Raw genomic sequence first — 25789 nt, 5'->3', positions numbered from 1 at the left:
AGGCACGTGAGTCCTGCCTTTAGGCACGCGAGTTACGTCCCCAGGCACGTGAGTCCTGCCTTTAGGCACGCGAGTTACGTCCCCAGGCACGTGAGTCCTGCCTTTAGGCACGCGAGTTACGTCCCCAGGCACGTGAGTTCCGCCGGACTACACGCCGAGGTGAGCTCGGCGTGTCGTGTGGTCCGCCGGATCTTGCGTGCTTGAAGACGGAACTCGCGTGCTTGAAGACGGAACTCGCGTGCTTGAAGACGTAACTCACGTGCTTGAAGACGTAACTCGCGTGCCTGGGGACGTAACTCGCGTGCTTGAAGACGGATCAGCGGGAGCGGCGGGATCCCGCGCGGGTTCCCGACGAGAAGGCGGCGGCACCGCCGCGGCGGGCCGGAGCCCCACCGGACTGGTTCCGCGAGGACTGCGACTTCGCGGCACCAGCACCGGCACCGGAGCTGCGACGCGGCTGCGACTCGGCGCCACCGCGAGGTCCACCGGCGGCATCGGCCGAACGACGGCCCTGACCGGCGGGTGCGCCGCCACGGCGGTCACCTTCGGCCCGGGGCTGACGCGAACGGCCCTCTGACAAGCCACCAGTACCACCAGAGCCGCGACGCGCGCCGCTACCGGCAGCACCGCGACTGCCACCGGAAGCACTGCCGCCGAAAGCACTGCGGCCGCCGGAAGCACCGGCACCGGAAGAGCCGCGGCCGCCAGCGGCAGCACTGCGGCCGCCGGAAGAGCCACGGCCGCCAGCGGAAGCACCGGCACCGGAAGAGCCACGGCTGCCACCGGGGGAGCCTCGGCCGCCGCCGGAAGCACCGCGGCCACCGACGGAGGGGCCACGGCCGCGACCGGCTCGGGTGCCACGGCCCCGGTTCGCCGGACGGTCGTCCTCTTCACCCTTGCCGAGGATGGCCTCGCCGCTGGCGGAGACCTTCTTCGGCCGGGTGTCCACGATCGGCCGCCGCGGTGACGCGGTGAACGAGCGCTCGCCCGGGGCCAGCTTCGCCAGCAGCGGGTGGCCGGGGCCGAGCTGCGTGGTGGTCGGCTTGATCCCGGCCTTGCGGGTCAGGTCGCGGACGTCGGAGACCTGGGCGTCGGTCATCAGCGTGACGACGGTGCCGGACGCCCCGGCGCGCGCGGTCCGGCCGGACCGGTGCAGGTACGCCTTGTGCTCGACCGGCGGGTCGGCGTGGATGACGAGCGTGACGTCGTCGACGTGGATGCCGCGGGCGGCGATGTCGGTCGCGACCAGCGTCTTCGCCGCGCCGGAGGAGAACGCCTCCAGGTTGCGGGTCCGCGCGGTCTGGCCGAGGTTGCCGTGCAGTTCGACCGCCGGGACCCCGGAGGCCATCAGCTTGCGGGTGAGCTGCTTGGCGCGGTGCTTCGTCCGGGTGAACACCAGGGTGCGGCCCGGCGCCGCGGTCAGATCGATCAGCACCGGCAGGCGGTGGGTCTCCTCCAGATGCAGCACGTGGTGCTCCATGGTCGACACCGGCGATTGGGCCGAGTCGACGCTGTGCGTGACCGGGTCGTGCATGAAGCGCTTGACCAGCACGTCGACACCCGCGTCGAGGGTCGCGGAGAACAGCAGTCGCTGGCCGCGCTCCGGTGTCTCGCCCATGATGCGCCGGACGTCCGGCAGGAAGCCGAGGTCGGCCATATGGTCGGCCTCGTCCAGCACGGTGATTTCGATGTTGTCGAGCTTCACCTCACCCGAACGCATGTGGTCGGCGAGCCGGCCGGGGCAGGCGACGACGATGTCGACGCCGTCACGCAGCCGGGTGATCTGCGGGTTGGGGCTGACGCCGCCGAAAATGGTGGTGACCTTGAGCCCGAGCGGTTTGGCCAGCGGCAGGAACGACGCCTCGATCTGGGTGGCGAGTTCACGGGTCGGCGCCAGTACCAGCGCACGCGGACGGCCGGGACGGCGGCGCGTCGGGCCGGCGGCGAGCCGGGCCAGCACGGGCAGCACGAAACCGTAGGTCTTGCCGGAGCCGGTGCGGCCGCGGCCGAGGACGTCCCGGCCGGCCAGCGAATGCGGCAGCGTGGCGGCCTGGATCGGGAACGGGCTGGTGACGCCCTGTTCGGCGAGCGAGTCCACGAGGGTCTTGGGCAGGCCGAGTTCGGTGAAAGTAGGTGTACTCATAAGCGTATGGGCGCGTGTGCGCCCTGGTATCTCCGTAAGAATAGGAACGGTTGTCCTGCCCGGCGCAGACCTCGAGGGCCGCGGCGCGTGGTCATTCGACAACGAAACGCGGCCCGAGGCAGAACTGAGCGGACCGCACGATCAGTATACGTCCTCCATGATCTCGCGGGCTACGTGATATCGCCCGCACCCCGCGCACGGCTTGCCGGAACCGACGAAACCGGCCGCCGATGTTCGTCCATCTCCACCGGTTCCCCGGCTCGTCATGGTGGAACGCTGGCCGGACCAGTACGAAAGGGGACACAAGTGCCGGACGTTCAGGATTTGCAAGGCGTGCTCGACGAGTGGGCGCGTGAGGCGGGGGTGCCCGGCGCCGTGGTGGGTGTCCTGCACGACGGGCGGGAGTCGGTGCTCACCACCGGGGTGTCCAGTGTGGACACCGGACTCGCCGTCGACGCCGGGACGTTGTTCATGATCGGCTCCACCAGCAAGACGTTCGCCGCGGCCGCCGTGCTGGCGCTGGTCGAAGACGGCGTGCTGGACCTGGACAAGCCGGTCGTCGAGTACCTGCCCGGACTCAAGCTCGCCGATCCCGTGGCACGGAAGACGGTGACGTTGCGTCATCTGCTCACGCATTCGGCCGGGTTCCTCGGCGACGTCGACCTCGACACAGGCTGGGGCGACGACGCGCTGGCGCGGGCTGTCGAGCAGTTCGGCGACCTGCCGCAAATCTTCCCGCCCGGCGAGGTCTTCTCCTACTGCAACGCCGGTTTCCAGCTGGTGGGCCGGGTCGTCGAAGTCGTGTCGGGCGAGCCTTTCGAAGACGTCGTCCGCGCCCGGCTGCTCGAACCACTCAGCATGACCGAGTCGTATTACCTGCCGTGGGACGTGCTCACCCGCCGTCACGCCGTCGGTCATGTGGATCAGGCCGTCGCCCACACCGTCGGCCTGACCCGCGCGGACAGCGCGAGCGGCGGCCTGTGGTCCACCGCGGCCGACCAGCTGAAATGGGCGCGGTTCTTCCTGACGGGGGAGTCTGCGGGCGAGCCGCCGCTCAGTGCCGCGGCTCGTGACCTCATGCGGTCGCCGCAGCGCAAGGCCGCGTTGCGTTTCGAGGAGGTCGGCCTGAGCTGGCTGCACACCACCCACGGCCCCGCCAGGCTCGTCCGGCACGGTGGCAACGTCAGCAACCTGCAGCTTTCGGAGTTCGTCACCCTGCCTGAGGAGAACTTCGCGGTCACCGTGCTGACCAACAGCGCGGCAGGCGCGGAGCTGGGCCGGAAGGTCGTCGACTGGTGCCTGGAACAGCTGGTCGGCGTTCCCCCGGTCGCGAGCCTGCCGCCGCGGCCGACGCCGTCCCTCGGCGAATACAGCGGACGGTACGAGACAGGGCAGCTCGCCTTCGAGGTCACCGACCGCGACGGTGCTCTCTGGGCCCAGCTGGTCGCCGACGTCGAAGACTTCCCGTCGCCACCGCCGTTCGAGGCCGTCTTCGTGGCCGACGACGCGATCGCCCCGGCCGCCGACACCCGCGCGCCCACCGCTCGCTTCCTGCGGAACGAGCACGGGGAGGTGACATCGGTCGAGTTCGGTGGCCGGACGGCGAGGCGGCGCGCTACGGTTACCGGGTAGTAACTTCGGCGACCAGGAGTGACGATGAGCGAAAAGGCGACCGCGTTGTTGCTGAACCCGGGTGGGTACGACCCACGGCAGTTCGACCCGGAGACGCGTCGCCTGCTGCGTGCCACCATCGAATGGTTCGAACAGCGTGGCAAACGCAAGCTCGTCGAGGACTATCACGAGCGGACCTTCTACGCGGACTTCATCGAGTTCGCGGGCAAGGAAGGCCTGTTCTCGACGTTCCTCACTCCCGCCGCCGACGCCGACGGGAACCCCGACAAGCGCTGGGACACCGCGCGCGTCGCGGCACTGTCGGAAATCCTCGGTTTCTACGGCTTGAACTACTGGTACCCGTGGCAGGTCACCATCCTCGGCCTTGGCCCGGTGTGGCAGAGCGCGAACGAGGCCGCCCGCGAACGCGCGGCGGACTCGCTCGCGAACGGCGGCGTCGCCGCGTTCGGACTGTCCGAAAAGGAGCACGGCGCCGACATCTACTCGTCCGACCTCGTGCTGACCCCGGACGGCGAAGGCGGTTACCGCGCGAACGGGTCGAAGTACTACATCGGCAACGGAAACGTCGCCCGGACGGTTTCGGTGTTCGGCCGTATCGACGGCGTCGAGGGCCCGGATCAGTACGTGTTCTTCTACGCGGACTCGGAGCATCCGAACTACCACGTCGTGAAGAACGTTGTGCCGTCACAGATGTACGTCGCCGAATTCCGCCTCGACGACTATCCGGTGTCCGAAGAGGACATTCTGCACGTGGGTGCCGAGGCGTTCTCCGCCGCGCTGAACACGGTCAACATCGGCAAGTTCAACCTGTGCTTCGGCGGCATCGGGATGTCGACGCATTCGCTGTACGAGGCGATCACGCACGCGCACAACCGGGTGCTCTACGGCAAGAAGGTCACTGATTTCCCGCATGTGCGCCGTGAATTCGTCGAGGCGTACACGCGGCTCGTCGCGATGAAGTTGTTCTCCGACCGCGCCGTGGACTACTTCCGCTCGGCCGGTCCGGAAGACCGCCGGTACCTGCTGTTCAACCCGATCACCAAGATGAAGGTGACCACAGAGGCACAGAAGGTCATCGGCCTGGTCGCGGATGTGGTGGCGGCCAAGGGTTTCGAGGCCGACACCTACCTCGCGATGTCGAAGAACGACATCGACGGCCTGCCGAAGCTCGAAGGTACGGTGGCGGTGAACCTCGCGCTGATCGCGAAGTTCGTCCCCGCGTACCTCTTCGCGCCGAAGGCCTACGAGCCGGTGCCGACGCGCTCCGACGCCGCCGACGACGAGTTCCTGTTCCGCCAGGGCCCGGCTCGCGGGCTGTCGAAGGTGCGGTTCCACGACTGGCGCGAGGCCTACGCCAAGGCGTCCGCGATCCCGAACGTCGCCCGGTTCACTGAGCAGGCCGAAGCGCTGGTGAAGCTGTTCACCGACGCCGCCCCGGACGAGGCGCAGCAGCAGGACCTCGACTTCGGGCTCGCGCTGACCGAACTGTTCACACTGGTCGTCTACGGGCAGCTGGTGCTGGAGCAGGCCGAGATCACCGGCATCGAGATTGAGGTCGTCGACCAGATCTTCGGCGTCCTCGTGCAGGACTTCAGCGTCGCCGCGATCGACCTGCACGGGAAGTCGTCCTCGACCGAGGCGCAGCAGGCACTCGCGCTGGCCTCGATCCGGAAGCCCGTCGTCGACGCGGCCCGCTTCGACCACGTGTGGTCGCTGGTGCGGGATCTTTCCGGCGCCTACGCGATGAACCCGTGAGCTGAGGCTCGTGAGTGATTTGGGTCGTTCTAACAACCCAAATCACTCACGAGCCCTACAACTGGCCCACTACTTGCCGTAACCCGCCTTGCGAAGCGCGTCCGCCAGCGAGCCGCTCCCGCCGCCGGAGTTCCCGCCCCGGCCGCCACCGCCCTGACGCTGTCCGCCACCGCCCTGGCGCTGCCCGCCGCCCTGGCCGCCACCTTGACCGCCGCCCTGACCGCGGTCACGACCGCCGCCGCCACCGCGCCGGTCCTGCTGGCCACCCGCGCCGGGTTCGTCGTCCAGGCGCAGCGTCAGCGAGATCCGCTTGCGCGGCACGTCGACTTCGAGGACCTTCACCTTGACGATGTCGCCCGGCTTCACGACCTCACGCGGGTCCTTGACGAAGTTCTTCGACAGCGCCGAGACGTGCGCGAGCCCGTCCTGGTGCACGCCGACATCGATGAACGCGCCGAACGCGGCCACGTTCGTCACGACACCTTCCAGCCGCATGCCCGGCTTGAGGTCGCCGATCTTCTCGACACCCTCGGCGAAGGTCGCGGTCTTGAACGCCGGACGCGGGTCGCGGCCCGGCTTGTCGAGTTCGGCGAGGATGTCGGTGACCGTCGGCAGCCCGAAGGTGTCGTCGACGAATTCCGACGGCTTCAGCGCCTGCAGTGTCCGCGAGTTGCCGATCAGCGCGCGGATGTCGGTCCCGGTCGAGGACAGGATCCGCCGCACCACCGGATAGGCCTCCGGGTGCACCGAGGACGAGTCGAGCGGGTCGTCGCCGTCCGGGATCCGGAGGAAGCCCGCGCACTGCTCGAAGGCCTTGGGGCCGAGCCGCGCGACCTCCTTCAGCCCGCTCCGCGTCTTGAACGGACCGTTCTCGTCGCGGTGCGCCACGATGTTCTCCGCCAGCCCGGTCGTGATGCCGGAGACGCGGGTGAGCAGTGGCGCCGACGCGGTGTTGACGTCCACGCCGACGGCGTTCACACAGTCTTCGACCACCGCGTCGAGCGAACGCGACAGCGAGATCTCGGACAGGTCGTGCTGGTACTGCCCGACGCCGATCGACTTCGGGTCGATCTTCACCAGTTCCGCCAGCGGGTCCTGCAGCCGCCGCGCGATGGAGACCGCGCCACGCAGTGACACGTCCATACCCGGCAGTTCCTGCGACGCGAACGCCGACGCCGAGTACACCGACGCGCCGGCCTCGGAGACGACGGCCTTGGTCAGCTTCAGTTCCGGATGCTTCTTGATCAGCTCACCGGCGAGTTTGTCGGTCTCGCGTGACGCGGTGCCGTTGCCGATCGCGATCAAATCCACCTTGTGGCGGGCGCACAGCGCGGCCAGTTCTGCGATCGAGGCGTCCCATTTGTTGGCAGGCTGGTGCGGGTAGATCACGTGGGTGCCGACGACCTTGCCGGTCGCGTCCACGACGGCGACCTTGACCCCGGTGCGGAAACCCGGGTCGAGGCCCATCGTGGCGCGGGTGCCCGCGGGGGCGGCGAGCAGCAGGTCGCGCAGGTTCGAGGCGAAGACGCGGACGGCGTCGTCCTCGGCCGACTGGCGCAGCCGCATCCGCAGGTCGATGCCCAGGTGTAGCAGGATTTTCGTGCGCCATGCCCAGCGGACGGTGTCGCCGAGCCACTTGTCGGCCGGACGGCCCTCGTTCTTGACGCCGAACTTGTGCGCGATACGGGTCTCGTACTCGGTCGGCCCGGTGCGCGGTTCCTCTGAGGGCTCCTCGGACTCCATCGTGAGGTCGAGGATCTCTTCCTTCTCGCCGCGAAGCATCGCGAGGATCCGGTGCGAGGGGAGCTTCGTGTACGGCTCGGAGAAGTCGAAGTAGTCCGAAAACTTCGCACCCTCCTCGGCCTTGCCGTCCCGGACCTTGGCGGCCAGACGGCCCTGCGACCACATCTTCTCGCGGAGTTCGCCGATCAGGTCGGCGTCCTCGGCGAAGCGTTCGACGAGGATCGCGCGGGCGCCGTCGAGTGCGGCCTGCGCGTCCGCGACACCCTTGTCGGCGTCGACGAACACCGCGGCGGCGGCGTGCGGGTCGGTGTCCGGGTCGTTCATGAGCCCGTCGGCGAGCGGTTCGAGACCGGCCTCGCGGGCGATCATCGCCTTCGTCCGCCGCTTGGGCTTGTACGGCAGGTAGATGTCTTCGAGGCGGGACTTGGTGTCCGCCGCCATGATCGACGCTTCGAGCGCCTCGTCCAGCTTGCCCTGACCACGGATCGACTCCAGCACCGCGACCCGGCGCTCGTTGAGTTCCCGCAGGTAGCGGAGGCGTTCCTCAAGGGTGCGCAGCTGGGCGTCGTCCAGCATCCCGGTGACCTCTTTGCGGTACCGGGCGATGAACGGCACGGTGGATCCGCCGTCCAGCAGGTCGACGGCCGCCTTGACCTGCCCCTCGCGCACACCGAGTTCTTCGGCGATCTTCTGCTCGACTGTCTGCAGGCCCTGCACGCTCACTCCCACGCTCCTGAAATCCGCCCTCGGGTGCTCTCGGACCCTGCATTCTGCCGCTCGCACCGAGCCGACTTTCGTATGGCCTCCCCTAACCGAACCCTTGACAGTTGTATTGGTCTAGTCCACTTTGATGTGGCCGACATCACCCGTTCGTGGAGGCCACCTGTGAAAGTCAAGCCGAAACACGCGTTCCTCGCCCTGCTGTCGTCACTGGCCGTCTGCCTGGGGGTGACTTTCGCGGTCTCGGGCAGCGCCTCGGCCGCCAACATCCTGACCAACCCGGGCTTCGAACTCGGGACCACGAGCGGCTGGACCTGCTCCGGTACGTCCTCGGTGGTCACCACGCCGGTCCACTCGGGCACCCGCGCGCTCAGCGCGACCCCGGCCGGGCAGGACAACGCCCGCTGCTCGCAGAGCGTGCCGGTGAAGGCCAACACCGCGTACACGCTTTCGGCCTGGGTGCAGGGCAGCTACACCTACCTCGGCGTCACGGGCACCGGGACGGGTGACAAGAACACCTGGACCCCGGGCACCGGCAGCTGGAGCCAGCTCTCGCTGAGCTTCACCACCGGCGCGTCCACCACCAGCGTCGACATCTACCTGCATGGTTGGTACGGCCAGCCCGCCTACTTCGCGGACGACGTCAACCTCGACGGCCCCGGCGGCTCGCCGACCACGACACCGACGACACCGACCACGCCGACCACCACGACGACGAGCAACCCGACGACCAGCCTCCCGCCGACGACCACGACGACCAACCCGCCGGCCGGCAACCTGCCCAAGCACGTGATCACCGGGTACTGGCAGAACTTCTACAACGGCGCGAAGGCACTCAAGCTCGCCGACGTCCCGACGAAGTACAACGTCATCGCGGTGTCCTTCGCGGACGCGACGACCACGCCGGGCGCGGTCACCTTCACCCTCGATCCTGGTTTGTCGAGCCAGCTCGGTGGCTACACCGACGCGCAGTTCAAGGCCGACATCAAGACTGCGCAGGCACGCGGCCAGAAGGTCATCCTGTCGGTCGGCGGCGAGAAGGGCACGATCCGCGTCGACTCCTCGGCCGCGGCGACCAACTTCTCCAACAGCATGAAGACGCTCATCTCGTCCTACGGCTTCGACGGCGTCGACATCGACCTGGAGAACGGCGTCAACTCGACGTACATGGCGCAGGCGCTGCGGGCCATCCACGCCGGTGGCGGCACCGTCATCACCATGGCGCCGCAGACGATCGACATGCAGAGCACCGGCACGGAGTACTTTAAGCTGGCGCTGAACGTCAAGGACATCCTGACGATCGTCAACATGCAGTACTACAACAGCGGCGCGATGCTCGGCTGCGATCAGAAGGTGTACTCGCAGGGCACGGTCGACTTCCTCACCGGGCTGGCCTGCATCCAGCTGCAGAGCGGTTTGCGGCCCGATCAGGTCGGGCTCGGCCTGCCGGCCTCCGGCTCCGCGGCGGGTGGCGGCTACCAGGCACCCGGCAACACCGTGAACGCGCTGAACTGCCTGGCGAAGGGCACGGGCTGCGGCTCGTTCAAACCGGCGGCGACCTATCCGACGATCCGGGGCGCGATGACCTGGTCGATCAACTGGGACGCCTCGCAGAACTACTCGTGGTCGAACACGGTGAGCGCGGGCTTGGCAGGCCTCCCGTCCTAGACCGGGGCGGGTGCCGGCGTCGCGCGGACGAGGAGCACCCGCCCCTTCCATTTCCCCCGGAGTGACCGCGCTGTCGGCAGGGGCGCGTTGTCACGTGACCTACACTGCTTCCCACGAGGTGGAGAAACGATGTGAATTCGTTGAATCCGCTGGTGGGGGTATTCGCGGATGACCGTGGAATTCGGAGTTCTCGGGGTGCTCGAGGCGAATTCCGGTGGTGTTCCACTGGAATTGGGTCATGCGAGACAGCGCTCTGTGCTGGCCGTTCTGCTGGCCGAGGCCAACAGGCCGGTTTCGCTCGGCCAATTGGCGTACCGGGTCTGGGGTGACCGGCCGCCGTACCGCGCGGCGGGAACCTTGCGCAGTTATCTGTCGAGAATGCGTGCGACGCTGCCGGAGGGCTCGGACTTTGGCGCGGGGAGGCGTTTTCCGGTCTCGATTCGCCATGGCTGGCCGCTATTCGCGAAGTCGCCGAATCCGAACGCCACGCGGCGCGCCTCGACAGCAACGACATCGAACTGCGGCTGGGCAGGCACGCCGGCCTGCTGAGTGTGCTGCCTCCGCTCGCCGAGCAGAACCCGTTCGACGAACGCCTCGCCGCGCAACTGATTCTCGCGCTTTACCGCAGTGGCAGGCAGGCGGACGCGCTGGAGCATTACGAAAAGACGCGCCGGGAACTGGCCGATTCACTCGGCACCGATCCGGGGCCGCGGCTGCGGCGGCTGTATTCGCTGATCCTGGGTTCCGATCCCGAACTCGACCTGCCGTCGGACCGGGAGTGCGCGCCGGTACGTGACACGGTCATCGAACTCGCGCTCGTCCGCGCCGTCGCGGTCCTGCTGATCGTCGTCGCGGAAGGCGGGTTCGCCGAAGCGGCGAACCGGGTGCTGAGCAAGGCGGAACTGATCGCCGACGAGGTGGATCTGCTGGAGGACCGGATCGGCGGCCTGCTGCTGGAGCGGGGCGGATTCACCCTCACCGCGCTGGGGGAGACGTTGCGGGAAGGCGTCCGCGGCGGCGTCGCGGGGATCGGCGCGGCGATCGCGGAATGCCGTGTGGCGGCCCGCCGGACCGGCGGCAGGCTGCGAATCGGCTACGTCGCCAGTATCGGCGGCGACTTCGCGGCGAACCTGGCGTCGGAATTCGAACGGCGTAATCCCGGCTGCCGGGTCAGCTTGACCCCGACGCGGATCGGCACCGGCTCGACCGGCCGCGAACTGCTCGCCGAGGACGACCTCGACCTGGTGCTGCACTGGTCTCCCGGCCGTGACGGGCAGGCGCTGGCGCTGCCGGGGCTCAGCGTGGGACCGGTGATCCGCGAGGTCCAGCGGGCCGTCGTCGTCCCGGCGGGCCATCCGCTGGCGCGGCGGACGTCGATCAGCGTCGAAGACCTCGCGGACTTCGAGGTGATCGATCCGGGAAAGGCGCTGAACCCGCTCGCCCGCGACCTGTGGACCCCGTCGGTGACGCCGTCCGGACGCCGCGTCCGCCTCACCGAGGACGATCTGACCGACCTCGTCGGCCGCCGCTCGATCGGCGCGGAGGACGTCCTCGCGCTGGTGGCGCGGGGTTACGGGGTGCACCTCACCGTCGCGTCGGTGCTGGACCGGTACCCGTTCCCCGGGCTGACGCTGGTCCCGGTCACCGACCTGCCGCCGATGGTCGTCGTCCCGGTGTGGCGTGCGGCCGGGGAAACCCACCTGATCCGCGCTTTCGTGGCCTCGCTCAGCGTGGCGTGAACGGTCCCGCCGTCCGATAGTCGCCGAGGTCGAGTGCCTTCGTGCGGCGGTCGTATTCGGTCACCAGACCCGGCCAGTTGGTGGACACGCGGCCGTCGTCCTGCCGGTACCAGCTCGCACACGTAGTCCAGACGCTGTGCCCGAGCCGACGCTGGATCTCCTTGTCGTAGCGCTCTTCCACCTCGGGAATGATGTCCATATAGGACACTTCGGGACGGCTGAGGTGTTCGACGGCCTGCCGGATGTAGCGGGCCTGGCGTTCGATCATGTAGATGATGGAGCCGGCGCCGAGGTTGGTGTTGGGCCCGTAGACGCAGAACAGGTTCGGGAATCCCGGCACGGTCATGCCGAGGAACGCCCGCGCGCCGCCGGACCACGCGTCGGACAGCGACCGGCCGCCGAGGCCTTGGACCTTGAGTTCGCCGAGGAAGTCCGTCGCCGCGAATCCGGTGCCATAGATCAGGACGTCGGCCTCGTGGTCGACGCCGTCCTCGGTGCGTACGCCCGACGGCGTGATCTCGCTGATGCGGCGGGTCTCCACCGCGACGTTGTGCTGGGCGAGTGCGGGCAAGTACTCGTTGGTGAACAGGATCCGTTTGCAGCCCAGCGGGTAGTCAGGGGTGAGTTTCTCGCGCAGCGCCCGATCTTTGATGTACCGGCGGCGCAACTGGGCCGTCCGCAGTTCGAAAACCTTGGCCAGCAAGGGATGTTTCGTCATCGCGTACGTCGCGTACTCGGCGAGGAGGAAGATCCGGAGCCTTCCGAGCAGTTGCGTTGCCGGGAGGCGCCGGAACAGCCGCTGCTGCCAGCGCCGGTAGCGGGTGTCCTTCTTCGCCATGATGTAGGGCGCGGTCCGCTGGAACACCGTCAGTTCGGCGGCCTGGCGCTGGACCTCGGGTACGAACTGGATCGCGCTCGCCCCGGTGCCGATCACGGCGACCTTCTTGCCACGCAGGTCGACGTCGTGCTCCCACCGCGCGGAGTGGAAACTGGGGCCCTCGAAGGTTTCCTGGCCGGGGATGTCCGGCAGCACGGGCCGGGAGAGCTGTCCGACGGCCGGGACGAAGACGTTTGCTTCGTACGTCTCGCCGCCTGCGGTCTCCACCCGCCAGAGCCCGCGTTCCTCGTCGAAGGCCGCGCTGGTCACCCGCGTGTCGAAGCGGATGTGGGGCTCCAGCCCGTACCGGCGCACGACGCGCTTGAGGTACTCGTGGATGTCGGGCTGCGGTGAAAACCGCTTCGGCCAGTCGGGATTGGGCTCGTAGGAGAACGAATACAGCGGCGACGGGATGTCGCACCCGGCGCCGGGATAGGTGTTCTCCCGCCAGACGCCGCCCGGTTCGGCGGCACTTTCCAGGATGGTGAAGTCGTCGAAGCCGGCGCGTTTGAGCTCAATCGCCGTCCCGACCCCGCCGAACCCGGCGCCGACGATCACGACCGACGTCTTCGCTGATCCCGTGTTCGCTGACCCAGTGCCCATGACGACCGAAGTTACCGAGGGGTCGCCCCGCCCGGAAGTACCCCACCGGCCACTCAATCGAGATTTCCGGCCACGCCACTACCGCAACTAGAGGACTACTTGCACCGAGTGGGTCTCGGCTTTCGGGTGGGCCCAGGCCAAAAGACGGTGGGCGGAGCTTTCGAGGGCGTCCAAATCGCGTTTCGGGACACGCTCGAACGGCGTGATCGACAGCGTCGCGGCCTTCTTCATCACCTTGATGTCCCAGAAGCCCTTCACCGACCCGTCGATCAGGATGGTGCCCTTGACCAGGCCGTTCTGCGTGATGACGACCTTGCGGTACTCGTCGCTGATCACCCGGGTGCGGTCGGCGTAGGACAGGACCGTTTGATCGAACGGGCCCAGCAGCCGCGCCGGGGCGGGGGTGTCGGGGTCCGGCCGGGGCGCGTCTTCGAGGTCGAACAGTTCACGTCCGTTCTCGTCACGGAAGGTCCGCAGTTCCGGACGCAGCCGCTCGGCGACCTCGCCGAGTTTCGTGATCCCGGCCCAGGCCTGCACGTCCTGCACGGTGGCGGGCCCGAACGCGGCCAGGTAGCGCCGGAACATCCGATCGGGAGACGGCGTCGCGTCCGGTTCGGCGCCGAGCCAATCCTCGATGGTTTGAAACGTCGGCTGGCCCGACTTGCCCCAGACGCCGCGCGGCGGGATCTGCACCAGCGGCACCATCGCCCGCGCGACATGCACCAGCGCCGACCGTCCCGCGCCTTCCCAGTGTTTCATGAGTTCCGCGCCGAGTTCGCCCGACGACAGGGGCCGCTCGCCGAGCAGCTTGCGGGTGAAGCGGCCGATCTCCTGGTGGTCGAAGTCCTTGATCTCCGGGGTGAACTGGGTGTTGTACATCGAGCGGTCGTAGACGGGCTGCATGACCGGCCGCCACGCCAGCGCGTCCGACGACGTCACCAGGTGCACCGTGCTGCGCATGAGCGCGATCCGCACGACACTCTTGTCCAGCAGCAGGTTCGCCAGGTCCTCCTGGCGGAAGTCGTGCAACCGCGTCCACAGCGCGAAATACGGCGGGTTCGGTGCCTGCGCCTGCAGTCCGGCGAGGTGCTCGACCGCCTGGAGCGCGGTCATCTTCGAAGGCCGGAGCAGCAGCTGCCGGTCCAGCATGGCGCGGTTCAGCGCGCGCGTGCTCAAGGTGTCGGACATGCGGTCACCCTAATCGAGATCGAGGACAACTACGGTCCTCAATGCGGGAAGCACTGCCGGGATCCATAATCCCGGCCATGGAACTACCGCCGCCGGTGATCCGCGACTGGGACTACCCCCGCGGCACGGCGAGCATCGTGCTCATGGCCCGCTTCGCCGCCGAGCACGGTGTCGAGGGGCTGGAGTCGTATGAGAACGCCCCCGTGGACGGCCAGGTCGACGCCCGTCAGGAACTCGCCGTCGTCCGAGCCGTCATCCGCGGGGTCGGCGGGGAAGACGCCGTCGCTTTGCGGCTGAGCAGGCGGTACCGCGTCAGCGCGTTCGGCATCTTCGGCTTCGCGTGTATCAGCAGCCCGACCCTCGGCGACGCGATGCGGTTCGCGCTGCGTTATCTGGACTTGAGTTTCACCTTCTGCATCCCGCACGTGACCTTCGAGGCCGGGCGGATCGCGCTGACCATGGACGACGGCCGGGTCCCTGCCGACGTCGCGCGGTTCCTGGTGCTACGCGACCTCGGCGCCATCCACACCGTGATGCGCGACATCCTGCCGGACATCTCCTTGAGCTCCTTGGCGTTCCGGCACGATCGTCCGTCCACTGTGGAAGAATACGGCCGGACGTTCGGGCTGGGCCCGTCGTTCTCCGCCGCGTCACATACCGCCACCCTCGACCCGCTTTTCCTGGACAAACCACTGCCGCAGGCCAACGATCAAACGGTCGCGGTCTGCGCGGCGCACTGCGATCTGCTGGTTTCCCGTAAACGCGAGCGGTCCGGGATCGCCCAGCAGGTCCGGGAACGGCTGGTGCGGCTCGGCGGCGTCGACGCCGGGATGGACGAGGTCGCGCGACGGCTCGCGCTCAGCCCCCGGACACTGCGACGGCGTCTTTCCGAGGCGGGGACCGGGTATCGCGCGCTGCTCGACGAGGTCCGCCAGGCGCTGGCGGAGGAAATGCTCGACACCGGCGCGCTCAGCGTCGAGGACGTCGCGCTGCGGCTGGGCTACGCCGAGGCGTCGAGTTTCATCTACGCCTTCAAACGCTGGAAGGGGATGACGCCGGCGGCCTACGCCCGCCGGAACGCGTTGCGAGCACGGCCGGGTAGGTGACCCGCAGCAAATGCAGGATCGAACCGGTGAGGAAGATCCGCAGCTCTTCCCGGCCGAGCGTGCCGCGGATCAGCCATTCGCGTGACGCGGCGCGCAGCATCCCGCCGTACGACCGGATCATCGCGCGGAGTTCTTCGCGACCCTCGGTGACGTCGCTCATCAACGCGGCCGCGAGCACGCGGTCGGCGGCGATCTCATCGGCCTCCAGCATGATCCGCTCGATATCCGGGTCATGGCCCACCGCCTCGTGCCCGATCGCGGTCAGCCACGCCTGCTCGTTGCGCTCGACGACCTCGATCCAATGCCGGACGCTGATCGCGAGCCGCTCCTCGGCGCCCGCGTCCGGCAGATTCTCGATCACCGGCGCCGGCACGATCATCATCTGCCGGACGACTTCCAGATACAGCTCGCGTTTCCCGCCGAAGTAGTGATTGATCAGCGGCCTGGCCACACCCGCGTCCTTGGCGATGTCCGAGGTCGACACCGAGGCATACGTGCCCTCGCCGAACAGCCGCCGCGCCGCGGCCAGGATCTCGGCACGCCTGGCCGCCGGTTCGAGGCGACGGCGCCGGATCTCCGGATCGGTGCTCATGGGCCGAGCGTAACCGTTTCAGGTGACTTCAAAGAACGCCGTGGTGTGCCGCGATCAGGCGCTGGCATTCCTGGCCGCGTGTGCCCGCAATACCGGTACCCGCCTCGCCCCCAGCGATCCGGTGGGCATCGGCTGGCACACCTTTGTCCTTCACACGCGCGACTACGCCGACTTCTGTGCTCGGATCGCGGGCCGGTTCCTGCATCACGTGCCCACCTCGGATGGGGATCCAAAAGCGTCGGGGGAGGCTGCTTACGCCACTCTGGTGCCGTGAACTGCTCGCAATGCAAGAACGGGTGTTCGGACGACCCGCCGCCCGCTGGCTGAGGACAGATGCGCCCTACCTGGAACGACCTCCCTCGCACCGTGCGCGCCGCGATCGAAGCCGAGACCGGCCCGGTGAGCCGCGTCGAGGTACCGGCGGCCGGACGTAACTCCGACTTCGCCGCGACCCTGTTCACGCAGCGTGGAGCGGTGTTTTGCAAAGGCATCGTCGACGCCGAAGGCAACGAGGAGCGATGCACCGCCACGAAGCGGACATCGCCCCGTATTTGCCTCCGGTGGTGACGCCACGCCTGCTGTGGAGAGTCGAAGTTCGCGGCTGGCTCATGCTCGGCTTCCACCACATCACCGGGCGTCACGCTGATCTTTCGCCCGGATCGGAGGACTTGCCGCTCGTGGTCGAAGCCGTTTCCACCTTGGCTCGCGAATTGGCCGACTTCGCCGCGCCGGCTGTCCCGGCGCTGTCCGAGAAAATGGCGTGGCTGGCGGGCTGGCGGCGGTTGCGCCATCAGCCGCCGGCCGGACTGGATCAGTGGAGCCGAGACCGGCTCGACCTTCTCGTGGAACTGGAGGCCGAGGGGATCGAGTCGGCGGCGGGGAACAGCCTGATCCATTCCGACCTGCACCAGCTCAACATCCTGGTCGGCGGTGGTCGTGCGTGGGTGATCGACTGGGCCTGGTCACGAACCGGTGCGGGCTGGATCGACGCGGCTCAGCTGGTGGTCCGCCTGATAGACCAGGGCCACGACCCGGAAACCGCCGAGCATTGGGCGGCCACCACCTTTGCCTGGCCCACCGCTTCAGCCGAGGCGCTGACCGCGTTCTCGGTAGCACTCCTGGGAATGTGGACCTACCTGCACCACACCGACCCACTGCCGATGCGCGCCGCGCTGGTGACGGCCGCGCGGCGATGGGCTGAGCATCGCCTGCTCATGGGCCGAGCGTAACCGTTTCAGGTGAGGCCTTGCCGTTACTGAACCGGAACAACCCGCCGGTAACCCCGGAGGCCCTCGTCGCGACGTTGGGGACGGGGGGACCGGTGTTATGGGTAGGGACGAATGGCGAGTGCTGAGCGCGAACCGGTCCGGCGTGTCGGCCGCTGGGTGAGTGTGCGGCTGCGGCACCGTGACGTCCGGATCCAGGGTGACATCGGCGACGAATGCGTCTCGTACGCTGGGATAGAGATCACCAGTTTCGAGAATGGCACGACGGTCGGGGAGCGGTGGATCCCGCTCGGTGTCGACCCGTCAGAGGCCGACGACGAACAGCTCATCCAGCAGTTGCGGGACGCGCTGATCTGGCAGGCACGACGTCCGCCTTAGTGGTCGGTTTCGGAGGTCCTTCGGGGTCTCGACGGCCCAGCTTTCCGCTGGACGTACGGCCGAAAGGTCCGAGTACAACCCGGTACGAGGACCTTCCGGGCCGCACGCCCAGCGGAAACCTGGATCCGCCGATACCCACGAAGGACTTCCGAAACCAACCACTGAGGCCGCAGGGGAGTAGACACGCCCTACGCGCGAAGGCCGTCGAAAGCGATCTTGCAGACCGCGTCGGCCAGTTCCGTGCCCGCCGAACCCCGGCGCGGCCGGTACCACTCGATCAGCGAGTTCACCATGCCGTACAGCAGCCGCGCGGTGACCGCCGGATCGATGTCGGGCCGTACGTCGCCCTCGGTTTCGGCTTGTTTCACCAGATCCGTCACCAGCCGGTCGAAGTCACGCCGTCGCGCCAGCGCCGCCCGCTCGACCTTGGTGTTGCCCCGCACACGCAGCAGCAGCGTCACGAACGGCAGCTGGTCGACCAGCACGAGGACACTGCCCCGCACCAGATGTTCCAGCTTCTCGATCGCCTTGCCCTCGAAGGACTCCGTCTCGGCGGCGACGGCGAAGAGGCCGTTCAGTGCGCGGTCGACCGACAGCCGCAGCAGTTCCTCCTTGCTCGGCACATGGTGGTAGATCGCGGATTTCGTGATGCCGAGCTTGCGGGAAAGGTCCTCCATGCTGGTGCCGTCGTAGCCGCGTTCGTTGAACAGCTTCACGGCGACCTGCAGCAGTGACTCGAGGTCGTAGCCGGGACGGCCCCGGCGGGCGGGGGTGGTCATCACCCGTGGTCCCGCTCGTCGAGTACGCGGCGCATCTTGCCCAGCGAGCGCTCCAGTGTGTCCGGATCGACCACCTCGACGGCGACGCTCACACCGACACCGTCCTTGACCCCGGCGATCAGCCGGACGGCGGCCTGTTCACGCTGCTCGATGGTCGCGTCCGGCCGGGCCTCGACGCGGACCGTCAGCTGGTCCATCCGGCCCTTCGTCGACCGGATCAGCTGGAAATGCGGCGCGAGCGCGGGGGTCACCAGCACGACTTCCTCGATCTGCGTGGGGAAGACGTTGACGCCACGCAGGATGATCATGTCATCGCTGCGTCCGGTCACCTTCTCCATCCGCCGGTACGACGGCCGCGCGGTGCCCGGCAGCAGCCGCGTCAGGTCGCGTGTGCGGTACCGGATGATCGGCAACGCCTGTTTGGTGAGCGACGTGAACAGCAGTTCCCCGGTCTCGTCGGTCGGCTTCTCGGTGAACGGGTCGATCACCTCGGGATAGAAGTGGTCCTCCCAGATGTGCAACCCGTCCTTGGTTTCGACGCATTCCTGCGCGACACCCGGACCCATCACCTCGGACAGGCCGTAGATGTCGACGGCGTCGATGCCGACGCGCTCCTCGATCTCCGTGCGCATCTGCTCGGTCCACGGTTCCGCGCCGAAGATGCCCACCTTGAGCGAACTCGCCTGCGGGTCGATGCCCTGTCGCTCGAACTCGTCGAGCAACGTGAGCATGTACGACGGGGTGACCATGATGATCTCGGGTTTGAAGTCGGTGATGATCCGCACCTGGCGCGCCGTCATACCGCCGGAGGCCGGAATCACCGTGCAGCCCAGCTTTTCCGCGCCGTAGTGGGCGCCAAGACCGCCGGTGAACAACCCGTACCCGTAGGCGACGTGGACCTTGTCGCCCGGCCGCCCGCCCGCCGCGCGGATCGACCGCGCCATCACCGTCGCCCAGGTGTCGATGTCGCCGGAGGTGTAGCCGACGACGGTCGGCTTCCCGGTGGTGCCGCTGGACGCGTGGATCCGGCTGACCTCCGCCTCCGGCACGGCGAACATGCCGAACGGATAGTTGTCGCGCAGGTCCTGCTTGGTGGTGAAGGGGAACTTCGCCAGGTCTTCCAGCGCCTTGCAATCGTCCGGATGGACACCCGCCTCGTCGAACTTCCTGGTGTAGAACGGCACGTTGTCGTAGGCGTGCCGCAGTGTCCACCGAAGGCGCGTCAGCTGCAAAGCCTTGAGTTCGTCGATGGTCAGGTTCTCGGCGTCGTCGCTGAAAGTCATCGTCTGCGTGCCTTCTCGATGGTGCGGCTGCGGCCGCGGAATTCGGCGACGACCTCCGGCCCCTCGGGGGTCTCCCGGTGCACGGTGACGTCGTAGATGCCGTTGCGGCCGTAGCGGGTCCGCTCGGTGGCGGTGGCGATGAGGTGGTCGCCGAGGCGTCCGGCGGCGACGAAGGAGATCTCCGCGCCGGAGGCGACGGTGACCGGGCCGTGCCGTTCCGAGGTACTTTCTCCCGCCGAGGGCGCATGGACAGAGTTGCAGGCGCAGGCGAACGTCGTGTCGGCGAGCAGGAAAACGTAGCCGCCGTGCGCGATGTCGTGGCCGTTCACCATCGTCTCGGTGATCTTCATGGTGGCGACGGCATGCCCTTCGGCTGCCTCGAGCAGCTCGATGCCCAGCGCGTTCGACGCCTGGTCGTCGGCGAACATCGCGTGCGCCGCGTTGGTCGTCATCACACCGCCTGATTACTGACCGAATGGACGGTTGTTAAAAGGGTCGCGCCAGTAAAGGCGCCTTTTCGGTCGAATGTCAAGGGTCCACCGCCGTCCGGGGGTTTGCAAGCGCCCGGTCTCCGGCTACAGTGAATTACTGAACGGACGGTCTGTTAATCCATCAGTGAAGGGTCGCCCCATGGCATTGCTGCGCAGCTACGTCTCCGGCGGATGGCACACGGCGGAAAACGGTGACTCTGCCGGAGTGCCGCTGCACGACGCCTCGACGGGCGAGGAGGTCGCCCGGGTCTCGTCCGAGGGCATCGACTTCGCCGCCGCGCTGGAGTACGGCCGCCGCACCGGCGGCCCCGCGCTGCGTGAGCTGACCTTCCACCAGCGTGCCGCGCTGCTCAAGGCCCTGGCCTCCCACCTGCGTGAACACCGCGACGAGCTGTACGCGCTGTCGGCGAGGACGGGGGCGACCAAGGGTGACTCGATGGTCGACATCGACGGCGGCATCGGCGTGCTGTTCGCCTACTCCAGCAAGGGCAAACGCGAACTGCCGAACGACACCGTCTACGTCGACGGCAACGTCGAGCCGCTGTCCAAGGGCGGCACCTTCGTCGCCCAGCACATCGCCGTCCCGCTGCGTGGCGTCGCCGTCCAGATCAACGCCTTCAACTTTCCGGTCTGGGGCCCGCTGGAGAAATTCGCGCCCGCGTTCCTCGCCGGCGTGCCGAGCCTGATCAAACCAGCCAGCCAGACGTCTTACCTGACCGCGCGGCTGGTCGAGATCATCATCGAATCCGGCATCCTGCCCGAGGGCACGCTGCAGTTCGTCGCGGGCAGCGTCGGCGACCTGCTCGACCACGTCACCGCACAGGACCTCGTCTCGTTCACCGGCTCCGCGTCGACGGCGCGGAAACTCCGCACGCATCCGGCGATCGTGCGCAACTCCGTCCGGTTCAACGCCGAAGCCGACTCGCTGAACTGCTCGATCCTCGGCCCGGACGCCGAACCCGGCACCACCGAATTCGACCTCTTCGTCAAGCAGCTCACGACGGAGATGACCGTCAAGGCGGGCCAGAAGTGCACCGCCATCCGCCGCGCCTTCGTGCCGGCGGGCCTGCTCGACGCCGTCGCCGAGGCCGCCAGCGCGCGGCTGGCCAAGGTCGCCGTCGGCAACCCCACGGCCGAGGGTGTCCGCATGGGTGCGCTGGCCAGCCTGGAGCAGCGTGAGGAGGTCCGGCGGTCGCTGAAGGCGCTGCTGGACGCCGGCACGCTCGTCTTCGGCGACCCGGAGCAGGTCGAGGTCGTCGGCGCGGACGCCGAACGCGGCGCGTTCATCTCGCCGGTGCTGCTGAAGGCCGACCCGGAGCGCTCCGAGCCGCACGAGGTCGAGGCGTTCGGCCCGGTGTCGACGCTGCTGCCCTACACCTCGACGGAGCAGGTCATCGAGCTCGCCGCACGCGGCGGCGGCAGCCTGGTCGGGTCGATCGTCACCGCGGACGCGGAGTTCGCGCGTGAGGTCGTCCTCGGTGTCGCGCCGTACCACGGCCGCCTGCTGGTGCTCGACGCCGACGACGCCAAGGAGTCGACGGGTCACGGTTCGCCGATGCCGCAACTGGTCCACGGCGGCCCCGGCCGCGCGGGCGGTGGCGAGGAAATGGGTGGCATCCGCGGGGTGCTGCACCATATGCAGCGCACCGCCGTCCAGGGCAGCCCGAAGGTGCTCAGCACGGTCACGGGCCGCTGGGTCGCGGGTGCGCCGAGGACCGAGGGTGACGTCCACCCGTTCCGGAAGTCCTTGGCGGAGCTGAAGATCGGCGACTCCGTCGTCGCCGGTCCGCGCACGGTCCTGCAGTCCGACGTCGACCACTTCGCCGAGTTCACCGGCGACACCTTCTACGCCCACACCGATCCCGAAGCCGCGGCGGCGAACCCGCTGTTCGGCGGGATCGTGGCGCACGGATACCTCGTGGTCTCCTTCGCCGCCGGCCTGTTCGTCTCGCCGGAACCCGGCCCGGTACTGGCGAACTACGGCCTGGAGAACCTGCGGTTCCTCACCCCGGTCAAGGTCGACGACGCGCTCACGGTGACCCTGACCGCCAAGCAGATCACCCCGCGTATCGACCAGGAGTACGGCGAGGTCCGCTGGGACGCCGACGTGACCAACTCAGACGGGGACTCGGTCGCGAAGTACGACGTGCTGACCCTGGTGGCGAAGGAGCAGTCATGACAGCCACAGTTTCCGAACACGATCTCGAACGGCACTTCGAGCACACCATCGAGCGCGACCAGCGCATCGAGCCACGCGACTGGGTGCCCGAGGGTTACCGCAAGACGATGATCCGCCAGATCGCGCAGCACGCGCATTCGGAGATCATCGGCATGCAGCCGGAGGGCAACTGGATCACCCGCGCGCCTTCCTTGCGGCGCAAGGCGATCCTGCTCGCGAAGGTGCAGGACGAGGCCGGGCACGGGCTGTACCTGTATTCGGCGGCGGCCACGCTCGGCGCCGACCGCGCGGATCTGACCGACAAGCTGATCAACGGCAAGCAGAAGTACTCGTCGATCTTCAACTATCCGACGCTGACCTTCGCCGACGTCGGCGTGGTCGGCTGGCTGGTCGACGGCGCCGCCATCTGCAACCAGGTCCCGTTGTGCCGCAGCTCTTACGGCCCGTACGCCCGCGCCATGATCCGCATCTGCAAGGAGGAGTCCTTCCACCAGCGGCAAGGCTTCGAACTGCTGATGACCATGATGCGTGGTACCGAAAAGCAGCGTGCGATGGTGCAGGAGGCGGTGAACCGCTGGTGGTGGCCGTCGCTGATGATGTTCGGCCCGCCGGACGCGGATTCGCCGAACACCGCGCAGTCGATGGCGTGGAAGGTCAAGCGCCACACCAACGACGAGCTGCGCCAGCGTTTTGTCGACATGTCCATCCCGCAGGCCGAGGCGCTCGGCGTCACCTTCCCGGATCCGGACCTGAAGTGGAACGCCGAACGTGGGCACTACGACTTCGGCGCCGTCGACTGGGACGAGTTCAAGAACGTGTTGAAGGGCAACGGTCCCTGCAACGCCCAGCGCGTCGCGCACCGGCGCCGGGCACAGGAAGACGGCGCGTGGGTGCGCGAGGCGGCCTCGGCGCACGCAGCGAAGAAGCGTGTCTTTGAAAATGAAGGGGCTTCGTGATGAAGCACGACTGGCCGTTGTACGAGGTGTTCGTCCGTGGCAAGCGCGGCCTGAACCACGTGCACGTGGGCTCGCTGCACGCGGCGGACGACGACATGGCGCTGCACCACGCCCGCGATCTCTACACGCGCCGCAACGAGGGCGTGTCGATCTGGGTCGTGCGCGCGTCGGACATCACGGCGTCCTCGCCGGACGAGAAGGACCCGTTCTTCGCGCCCAGCGGCGACAAGGTGTACCGGCACCCGACGTTCTACGACATCCCCGACAACGTTCCGCACATCTGACATGAGCTTCGACAACGCCTACGAGGCGATCACTGAGGAAAACGACTCCCGCTGGGCTTTCGGCACCGGGTTCGAGGATCCACTGTCCGGTGTGGACACAAAAGTTCCGTCCGGTGTGGACGGTGCGCGGCTCGCGGCCTACTGCCTGATGCTCGGCGACGACGCGCTGATCTTCTCGCACCGGCTGCAGGAATGGTGCACGAACGCACCCGAACTCGAGGACGAGGTCGCGATCGCCAATATCGCGCTCGACCTGCTCGGACAGGCGCGGTTGCTGCTGGCTCGCGCGGGTAAAGCCGACGACGGCGAGCGGAGTGAGGATTCCTACGCCTTCTTCCGGAGTGAGCAGGAGTACCGCAACGTCCGGCTCGCCGAACTCGGGGGCGGCCACTTCGGGCATCTGATCGCGCGGCTGCTGGTGTTCTCCATCTGGCGGCTCGCTTTATTGCAGCGGCTTCAGTCCAGTGTGGACCCAGTGCTGGCGGCCATCGCGGACAAGGGCGTCAAAGAGGTCGCCTACCACCGCGACTACGCCGCGCAGTGGGCCGTCCGGCTGGGCGACGGGACCGAGTTGTCCCATTCCCGCATGCAAGAGGGGTTTGACGCGGTCTGGCCTTACGTCGGCGAGCTTTTCGCCGCCCACGAGGTCGAATTCGTCGAGTCGCCTTCGCTGCGGCCCGAGTTCGACGCGATCCTGGACCAGGTGCTCGCCGCCGCCCGGCTGACACGGCCCGAGGCCGGCGCGCTCGCCGGGGTGTCGGGCCGGATGGGCCGCGACGGCGTGCACACCGAGCGAATGGGCTTCCTGCTGGCGGAACTGCAAAGTGTCGCCAGGGAACACCCGGACGCGACATGGTGACCGCGTACGCCGTGGCGGCCACGGTCACCGATCCGGAACTGCCGATGCTCACCCTCGCCGATCTCGGCGTGCTGCGTGAAGTGTCCGAATCCGATGGTCGCGTGGTCGTCGCGATCACCCCGACCTACACCGGCTGCCCGGCGATGGACACCATGCGCGACGACCTCGTGCACGCGCTGACCGGCGCCGGTTATGACGACGTCGAGGTCCGCACGGTGCTGCGGCCGGCGTGGTCCACCGACTGGATCACCGAAGACGGCAAGCGGAAACTGGCCGAAGCCGGGATCGCGCCGCCGGGTGCGGCACCGGTCAGTACCGGCCCGATCCCGCTCACGCTGAGCCCGCCGGTGTCCTCGGTCCGCTGCCCGCACTGCGGTTCCGCGGATACCGAAGAGCAGTCGCGGTTCAGTGCGACGGCGTGCAAAGCCCTGCGCCGCTGCCGGTTCTGCCTCGAACCGTTCGAACACGTCAAGGAGATCTAGTGACCGCGACCTCTCCCTCGACTGCGCAGCGCCGCACGGGCTTCCACCCCCTGAAGGTGTCCGACGTCCAGCGCCTGTGCGACGACGCCGTCGCGGTGACCTTCGACGTGCCCGAAGACCTCGCCGACACCTTTCGCTTCAAGGCAGGCCAGTCGCTGACACTGCGCCGCGAGGTCGACGGCCGCGACGAGCGCCGCTCGTACTCGATCTGCGCACCCGCCGGTGCGGCGCCGCGGGTCGGCGTCCGTGCGGTGCCGGGCGGGCTGTTCTCGTCGTGGCTGGTGCACGACGTGCGGCCGGGCGACGAGATCGAGGTCGCCGCGCCGACCGGGCACTTCACCCCGGATCTGGAAGCCGCCGGGCACCACGTGCTGGTCGCGGCAGGCTCCGGGATCACGCCGGTGCTGTCGATCGCCTCTTCGCTGCTCAGTGACGCCGACGCCACGGTGACCGTGCTCTACGGCAACCGTCGCACGGACACCGTCATGTTCGCCGACGACCTCGCGGACCTCAAAGACCGTTACCCGGCACGGCTCGAACTCGTCCACGTGCTCTCCCGCGAGCCACGCGAGGCCGAACTGTTCACCGGCCGCCTCGACGTCGAGAAGCTGCGGCGCCTGTGCACCGTGCTGATCCCGGTCGAGGACGTCGCGCACTGGTGGCTGTGCGGACCGTTCGCAATGGTGACCGGCGCGCAGGAGCTGTTGCGCTCCCTTGCCGTCCCCGACGAGAAGATCCACCAGGAACTGTTCTATGTGGACACTCCGCCGGAGCCGGTGCACCACGTCGACCCGGCCGTCGTGGGGGCTTCCAGCGAGGTCACGCTGGTCCTCGACGGCCGGTCGACGACGATGACGCTGCCCCGGGCCTCCTCTCTGCTCGACGGCGCGCAGAAGTACCGTCCGGACCTGCCGTTCGCCTGCAAGGGCGGGGTCTGCGGGACCTGCCGGGCGAAGATCTGCGACGGCAAGGTGGACATGCGGCGCAACTTCGCACTGGAGAAGGCCGAGGTCGACGCCGGCTTCGTGCTCACCTGCCAATCCGTGCCGGTTTCCGAAGCCGTCACCGTGGACTACGACGCCTGAACGCCTGCGGCGGGCTTAGTG

24 protein-coding genes and 1 pseudogene are annotated in these 25789 nt (G+C 68.1%); 17 read left to right on the top strand and 8 right to left on the bottom strand.

Features of this window, described 5'->3' with window-relative positions; translation table 11 throughout:
• Positions 1 to 316 precede the first annotated feature (316 nt).
• Positions 317 to 2143, bottom strand: a complete 1827-nt coding sequence (locus tag AB0M65_RS06720) for a DEAD/DEAH box helicase (RefSeq protein WP_364022511.1) — start codon at positions 2141 to 2143, stop codon at positions 317 to 319.
• Positions 2144 to 2449: 306 nt separating this feature from the next.
• Between AB0M65_RS06720 and AB0M65_RS06715 the strand changes: the two genes are divergently transcribed.
• Together AB0M65_RS06715 and AB0M65_RS06710 are read left to right on the top strand one after the other, a co-directional pair.
• Complete coding sequence (locus tag AB0M65_RS06715) at positions 2450 to 3775, top strand: serine hydrolase domain-containing protein (RefSeq protein ID WP_364022508.1); 1326 nt, start codon at positions 2450 to 2452, stop codon at positions 3773 to 3775.
• A gap of 24 nt (positions 3776 to 3799) precedes the next feature.
• Positions 3800 to 5530, top strand: coding sequence for an acyl-CoA dehydrogenase (locus AB0M65_RS06710; RefSeq protein ID WP_364022505.1), 1731 nt, complete (start codon positions 3800 to 3802; stop codon positions 5528 to 5530).
• Positions 5531 to 5599: 69 nt separating this feature from the next.
• Here the strand turns inward: AB0M65_RS06710 and AB0M65_RS06705 are convergent, their stop codons facing one another.
• Entirely contained in the window at positions 5600 to 7996 is a 2397-nt protein-coding gene (locus AB0M65_RS06705; protein ID WP_364022502.1) for a Tex family protein, read from the bottom strand.
• 162 nt (positions 7997 to 8158) lie between these two features.
• Between AB0M65_RS06705 and AB0M65_RS06700 the strand changes: the two genes are divergently transcribed.
• The 4 genes and pseudogenes from AB0M65_RS06700 (at position 8159) to AB0M65_RS06685 (ending at position 11400) form a co-directional block, all read left to right on the top strand.
• Positions 8159 to 9661 carry a glycosyl hydrolase family 18 protein gene (locus tag AB0M65_RS06700; RefSeq protein WP_364022499.1) on the top strand — a complete coding sequence of 501 codons (1503 nt, stop codon included), beginning with the start codon at positions 8159 to 8161 and terminating at the stop codon, positions 9659 to 9661.
• Positions 9662 to 9829: 168 nt separating this feature from the next.
• Entirely contained in the window at positions 9830 to 10210 is a 381-nt protein-coding gene (locus AB0M65_RS06695) for a winged helix-turn-helix domain-containing protein (protein WP_364022496.1), read from the top strand.
• A pseudogene (locus AB0M65_RS06690) lies at positions 10096 to 10341 on the top strand (BTAD domain-containing putative transcriptional regulator); the annotation flags it as partial. The gene AB0M65_RS06695 and the pseudogene AB0M65_RS06690, both read left to right, overlap by 115 nt.
• A gap of 204 nt (positions 10342 to 10545) precedes the next feature.
• On the top strand, positions 10546 to 11400 hold the full coding sequence (locus AB0M65_RS06685) for a LysR substrate-binding domain-containing protein (RefSeq protein ID WP_364022537.1): 855 nt from the start codon (positions 10546 to 10548) through the stop codon (positions 11398 to 11400).
• Here AB0M65_RS06685 and AB0M65_RS06680 read toward each other — a convergent pair.
• Together AB0M65_RS06680 and AB0M65_RS06675 are read right to left on the bottom strand one after the other, a co-directional pair.
• Complete coding sequence (locus AB0M65_RS06680) at positions 11387 to 12880, bottom strand: NAD(P)/FAD-dependent oxidoreductase (protein WP_364022493.1); 1494 nt, start codon at positions 12878 to 12880, stop codon at positions 11387 to 11389. The genes AB0M65_RS06685 and AB0M65_RS06680 overlap by 14 nt on opposite strands.
• An 87-nt stretch (positions 12881 to 12967) precedes the next feature.
• Positions 12968 to 14068: a winged helix DNA-binding domain-containing protein gene (locus AB0M65_RS06675; RefSeq protein WP_364022490.1), complete on the bottom strand. Its 1101-nt coding sequence runs from the start codon at positions 14066 to 14068 to the stop codon at positions 12968 to 12970.
• A gap of 77 nt (positions 14069 to 14145) precedes the next feature.
• On the opposite strand from AB0M65_RS06675, the gene AB0M65_RS06670 reads away from it, so the two are divergent.
• Positions 14146 to 15174 (top strand): AraC family transcriptional regulator ligand-binding domain-containing protein, encoded by a 1029-nt coding sequence (locus AB0M65_RS06670; protein ID WP_364022487.1) that lies wholly within the window; start codon positions 14146 to 14148, stop codon positions 15172 to 15174.
• On the opposite strand, the gene AB0M65_RS06665 is transcribed toward AB0M65_RS06670, so the two are convergent.
• The gene (locus AB0M65_RS06665) at positions 15101 to 15766 is read right to left on the bottom strand and encodes a helix-turn-helix domain-containing protein (protein ID WP_364022484.1); all 666 of its coding nucleotides are present in this window, start codon (positions 15764 to 15766) and stop codon (positions 15101 to 15103) included. The genes AB0M65_RS06670 and AB0M65_RS06665 overlap by 74 nt on opposite strands.
• Positions 15767 to 15788: 22 nt before the next feature.
• On the opposite strand from AB0M65_RS06665, the gene AB0M65_RS06660 reads away from it, so the two are divergent.
• The 4 genes from AB0M65_RS06660 (at position 15789) to AB0M65_RS06645 (ending at position 17370) form a co-directional block, all read left to right on the top strand.
• Positions 15789 to 16040, top strand: coding sequence for a hypothetical protein (locus AB0M65_RS06660; RefSeq protein ID WP_364022481.1), 252 nt, complete (start codon positions 15789 to 15791; stop codon positions 16038 to 16040).
• Positions 16041 to 16099: 59 nt separating this feature from the next.
• Positions 16100 to 16333 carry a hypothetical protein gene (locus AB0M65_RS06655; RefSeq protein ID WP_364022478.1) on the top strand — a complete coding sequence of 78 codons (234 nt, stop codon included), beginning with the start codon at positions 16100 to 16102 and terminating at the stop codon, positions 16331 to 16333.
• The gene (locus AB0M65_RS06650) at positions 16285 to 16995 is read left to right on the top strand and encodes a hypothetical protein (protein ID WP_364022475.1); all 711 of its coding nucleotides are present in this window, start codon (positions 16285 to 16287) and stop codon (positions 16993 to 16995) included. Before AB0M65_RS06655 ends, AB0M65_RS06650 begins: the two co-directional genes overlap by 49 nt.
• Positions 16996 to 17106: 111 nt before the next feature.
• Positions 17107 to 17370 carry a hypothetical protein gene (locus AB0M65_RS06645; protein ID WP_364022473.1) on the top strand — a complete coding sequence of 88 codons (264 nt, stop codon included), beginning with the start codon at positions 17107 to 17109 and terminating at the stop codon, positions 17368 to 17370.
• A gap of 188 nt (positions 17371 to 17558) precedes the next feature.
• Here the strand turns inward: AB0M65_RS06645 and AB0M65_RS06640 are convergent, their stop codons facing one another.
• The 3 genes from AB0M65_RS06640 to AB0M65_RS06630 are packed head-to-tail and all read right to left on the bottom strand — an operon-like array spanning position 17559 to position 19860.
• Entirely contained in the window at positions 17559 to 18149 is a 591-nt protein-coding gene (locus tag AB0M65_RS06640) for a TetR/AcrR family transcriptional regulator (protein WP_364022470.1), read from the bottom strand.
• Positions 18149 to 19432, bottom strand: coding sequence for a phenylacetate--CoA ligase PaaK (gene paaK / locus AB0M65_RS06635; protein WP_364022467.1), 1284 nt, complete (start codon positions 19430 to 19432; stop codon positions 18149 to 18151). Before paaK ends, AB0M65_RS06640 begins: the two co-directional genes overlap by 1 nt.
• Entirely contained in the window at positions 19429 to 19860 is a 432-nt protein-coding gene (locus tag AB0M65_RS06630) for a hotdog fold thioesterase (protein ID WP_364022534.1), read from the bottom strand. Before AB0M65_RS06630 ends, paaK begins: the two co-directional genes overlap by 4 nt.
• 202 nt (positions 19861 to 20062) lie before the next feature.
• Here AB0M65_RS06630 and paaZ point away from each other — a divergent pair, with 202 nt between their 5' ends.
• From paaZ to paaE, 6 genes are read left to right on the top strand one after another with little or no spacing between them, the layout of a single operon-like run.
• Positions 20063 to 22102: a phenylacetic acid degradation bifunctional protein PaaZ gene (paaZ, locus tag AB0M65_RS06625; protein ID WP_364022464.1), complete on the top strand. Its 2040-nt coding sequence runs from the start codon at positions 20063 to 20065 to the stop codon at positions 22100 to 22102.
• Entirely contained in the window at positions 22099 to 23058 is a 960-nt protein-coding gene (paaA, locus tag AB0M65_RS06620) for a 1,2-phenylacetyl-CoA epoxidase subunit PaaA (RefSeq protein WP_364022461.1), read from the top strand. The genes paaZ and paaA overlap by 4 nt, the downstream gene beginning before the upstream one ends.
• Complete coding sequence (gene paaB, locus AB0M65_RS06615) at positions 23058 to 23342, top strand: 1,2-phenylacetyl-CoA epoxidase subunit PaaB (RefSeq protein ID WP_005168080.1); 285 nt, start codon at positions 23058 to 23060, stop codon at positions 23340 to 23342. The genes paaA and paaB overlap by 1 nt, the downstream gene beginning before the upstream one ends.
• 1 nt (position 23343) lies before the next feature.
• On the top strand, positions 23344 to 24201 hold the full coding sequence (gene paaC / locus AB0M65_RS06610; RefSeq protein WP_364022458.1) for a 1,2-phenylacetyl-CoA epoxidase subunit PaaC: 858 nt from the start codon (positions 23344 to 23346) through the stop codon (positions 24199 to 24201).
• Positions 24195 to 24683: a 1,2-phenylacetyl-CoA epoxidase subunit PaaD gene (gene paaD / locus AB0M65_RS06605; RefSeq protein WP_364022455.1), complete on the top strand. Its 489-nt coding sequence runs from the start codon at positions 24195 to 24197 to the stop codon at positions 24681 to 24683. Before paaC ends, paaD begins: the two co-directional genes overlap by 7 nt.
• Positions 24683 to 25768, top strand: a complete 1086-nt coding sequence (gene paaE / locus AB0M65_RS06600) for a 1,2-phenylacetyl-CoA epoxidase subunit PaaE (protein WP_364022452.1) — start codon at positions 24683 to 24685, stop codon at positions 25766 to 25768. Before paaD ends, paaE begins: the two co-directional genes overlap by 1 nt.
• The last annotated feature ends 21 nt before the right edge of the window (positions 25769 to 25789 follow it).

This window comes from Amycolatopsis sp. NPDC051071 (assembly GCF_040682875.1).
GTDB lineage: Bacteria > Actinomycetota > Actinomycetes > Mycobacteriales > Pseudonocardiaceae > Amycolatopsis.
The sequence above is the reverse complement of the archived record's forward strand: the minus strand, read 5'-3'. Positions and strand labels throughout refer to the sequence as shown.

Excerpts from the sequence above, each read along its gene's own strand:
- AB0M65_RS06720 (WP_364022511.1), bottom strand. The coding sequence starts at position 2,143 with ATGAGTACACCTACTTTCACCGAACTCGGCCTGCCCAAGACCCTCGTG.
- AB0M65_RS06710 (WP_364022505.1), top strand. The coding sequence starts at position 3,800 with ATGAGCGAAAAGGCGACCGCGTTGTTGCTGAACCCGGGTGGGTACGAC.
- AB0M65_RS06695 (WP_364022496.1), top strand. The coding sequence starts at position 9,830 with ATGACCGTGGAATTCGGAGTTCTCGGGGTGCTCGAGGCGAATTCCGGT.
- AB0M65_RS06680 (WP_364022493.1), bottom strand. The coding sequence starts at position 12,880 with ATGGGCACTGGGTCAGCGAACACGGGATCAGCGAAGACGTCGGTCGTG.
- AB0M65_RS06675 (WP_364022490.1), bottom strand. The coding sequence starts at position 14,068 with ATGTCCGACACCTTGAGCACGCGCGCGCTGAACCGCGCCATGCTGGAC.
- AB0M65_RS06670 (WP_364022487.1), top strand. The coding sequence starts at position 14,146 with ATGGAACTACCGCCGCCGGTGATCCGCGACTGGGACTACCCCCGCGGC.
- AB0M65_RS06665 (WP_364022484.1), bottom strand. The coding sequence starts at position 15,766 with ATGAGCACCGATCCGGAGATCCGGCGCCGTCGCCTCGAACCGGCGGCC.
- AB0M65_RS06655 (WP_364022478.1), top strand. The coding sequence starts at position 16,100 with ATGCGCCCTACCTGGAACGACCTCCCTCGCACCGTGCGCGCCGCGATC.
- AB0M65_RS06650 (WP_364022475.1), top strand. The coding sequence starts at position 16,285 with ATGCACCGCCACGAAGCGGACATCGCCCCGTATTTGCCTCCGGTGGTG.
- AB0M65_RS06645 (WP_364022473.1), top strand. The coding sequence starts at position 17,107 with ATGGCGAGTGCTGAGCGCGAACCGGTCCGGCGTGTCGGCCGCTGGGTG.
- AB0M65_RS06640 (WP_364022470.1), bottom strand. The coding sequence starts at position 18,149 with ATGACCACCCCCGCCCGCCGGGGCCGTCCCGGCTACGACCTCGAGTCA.
- paaK (WP_364022467.1), bottom strand. The coding sequence starts at position 19,432 with ATGACTTTCAGCGACGACGCCGAGAACCTGACCATCGACGAACTCAAG.
- AB0M65_RS06630 (WP_364022534.1), bottom strand. The coding sequence starts at position 19,860 with ATGTTCGCCGACGACCAGGCGTCGAACGCGCTGGGCATCGAGCTGCTC.
- paaZ (WP_364022464.1), top strand. The coding sequence starts at position 20,063 with ATGGCATTGCTGCGCAGCTACGTCTCCGGCGGATGGCACACGGCGGAA.
- paaA (WP_364022461.1), top strand. The coding sequence starts at position 22,099 with ATGACAGCCACAGTTTCCGAACACGATCTCGAACGGCACTTCGAGCAC.
- paaB (WP_005168080.1), top strand. The coding sequence starts at position 23,058 with ATGAAGCACGACTGGCCGTTGTACGAGGTGTTCGTCCGTGGCAAGCGC.
- paaC (WP_364022458.1), top strand. The coding sequence starts at position 23,344 with ATGAGCTTCGACAACGCCTACGAGGCGATCACTGAGGAAAACGACTCC.
- paaD (WP_364022455.1), top strand. The coding sequence starts at position 24,195 with ATGGTGACCGCGTACGCCGTGGCGGCCACGGTCACCGATCCGGAACTG.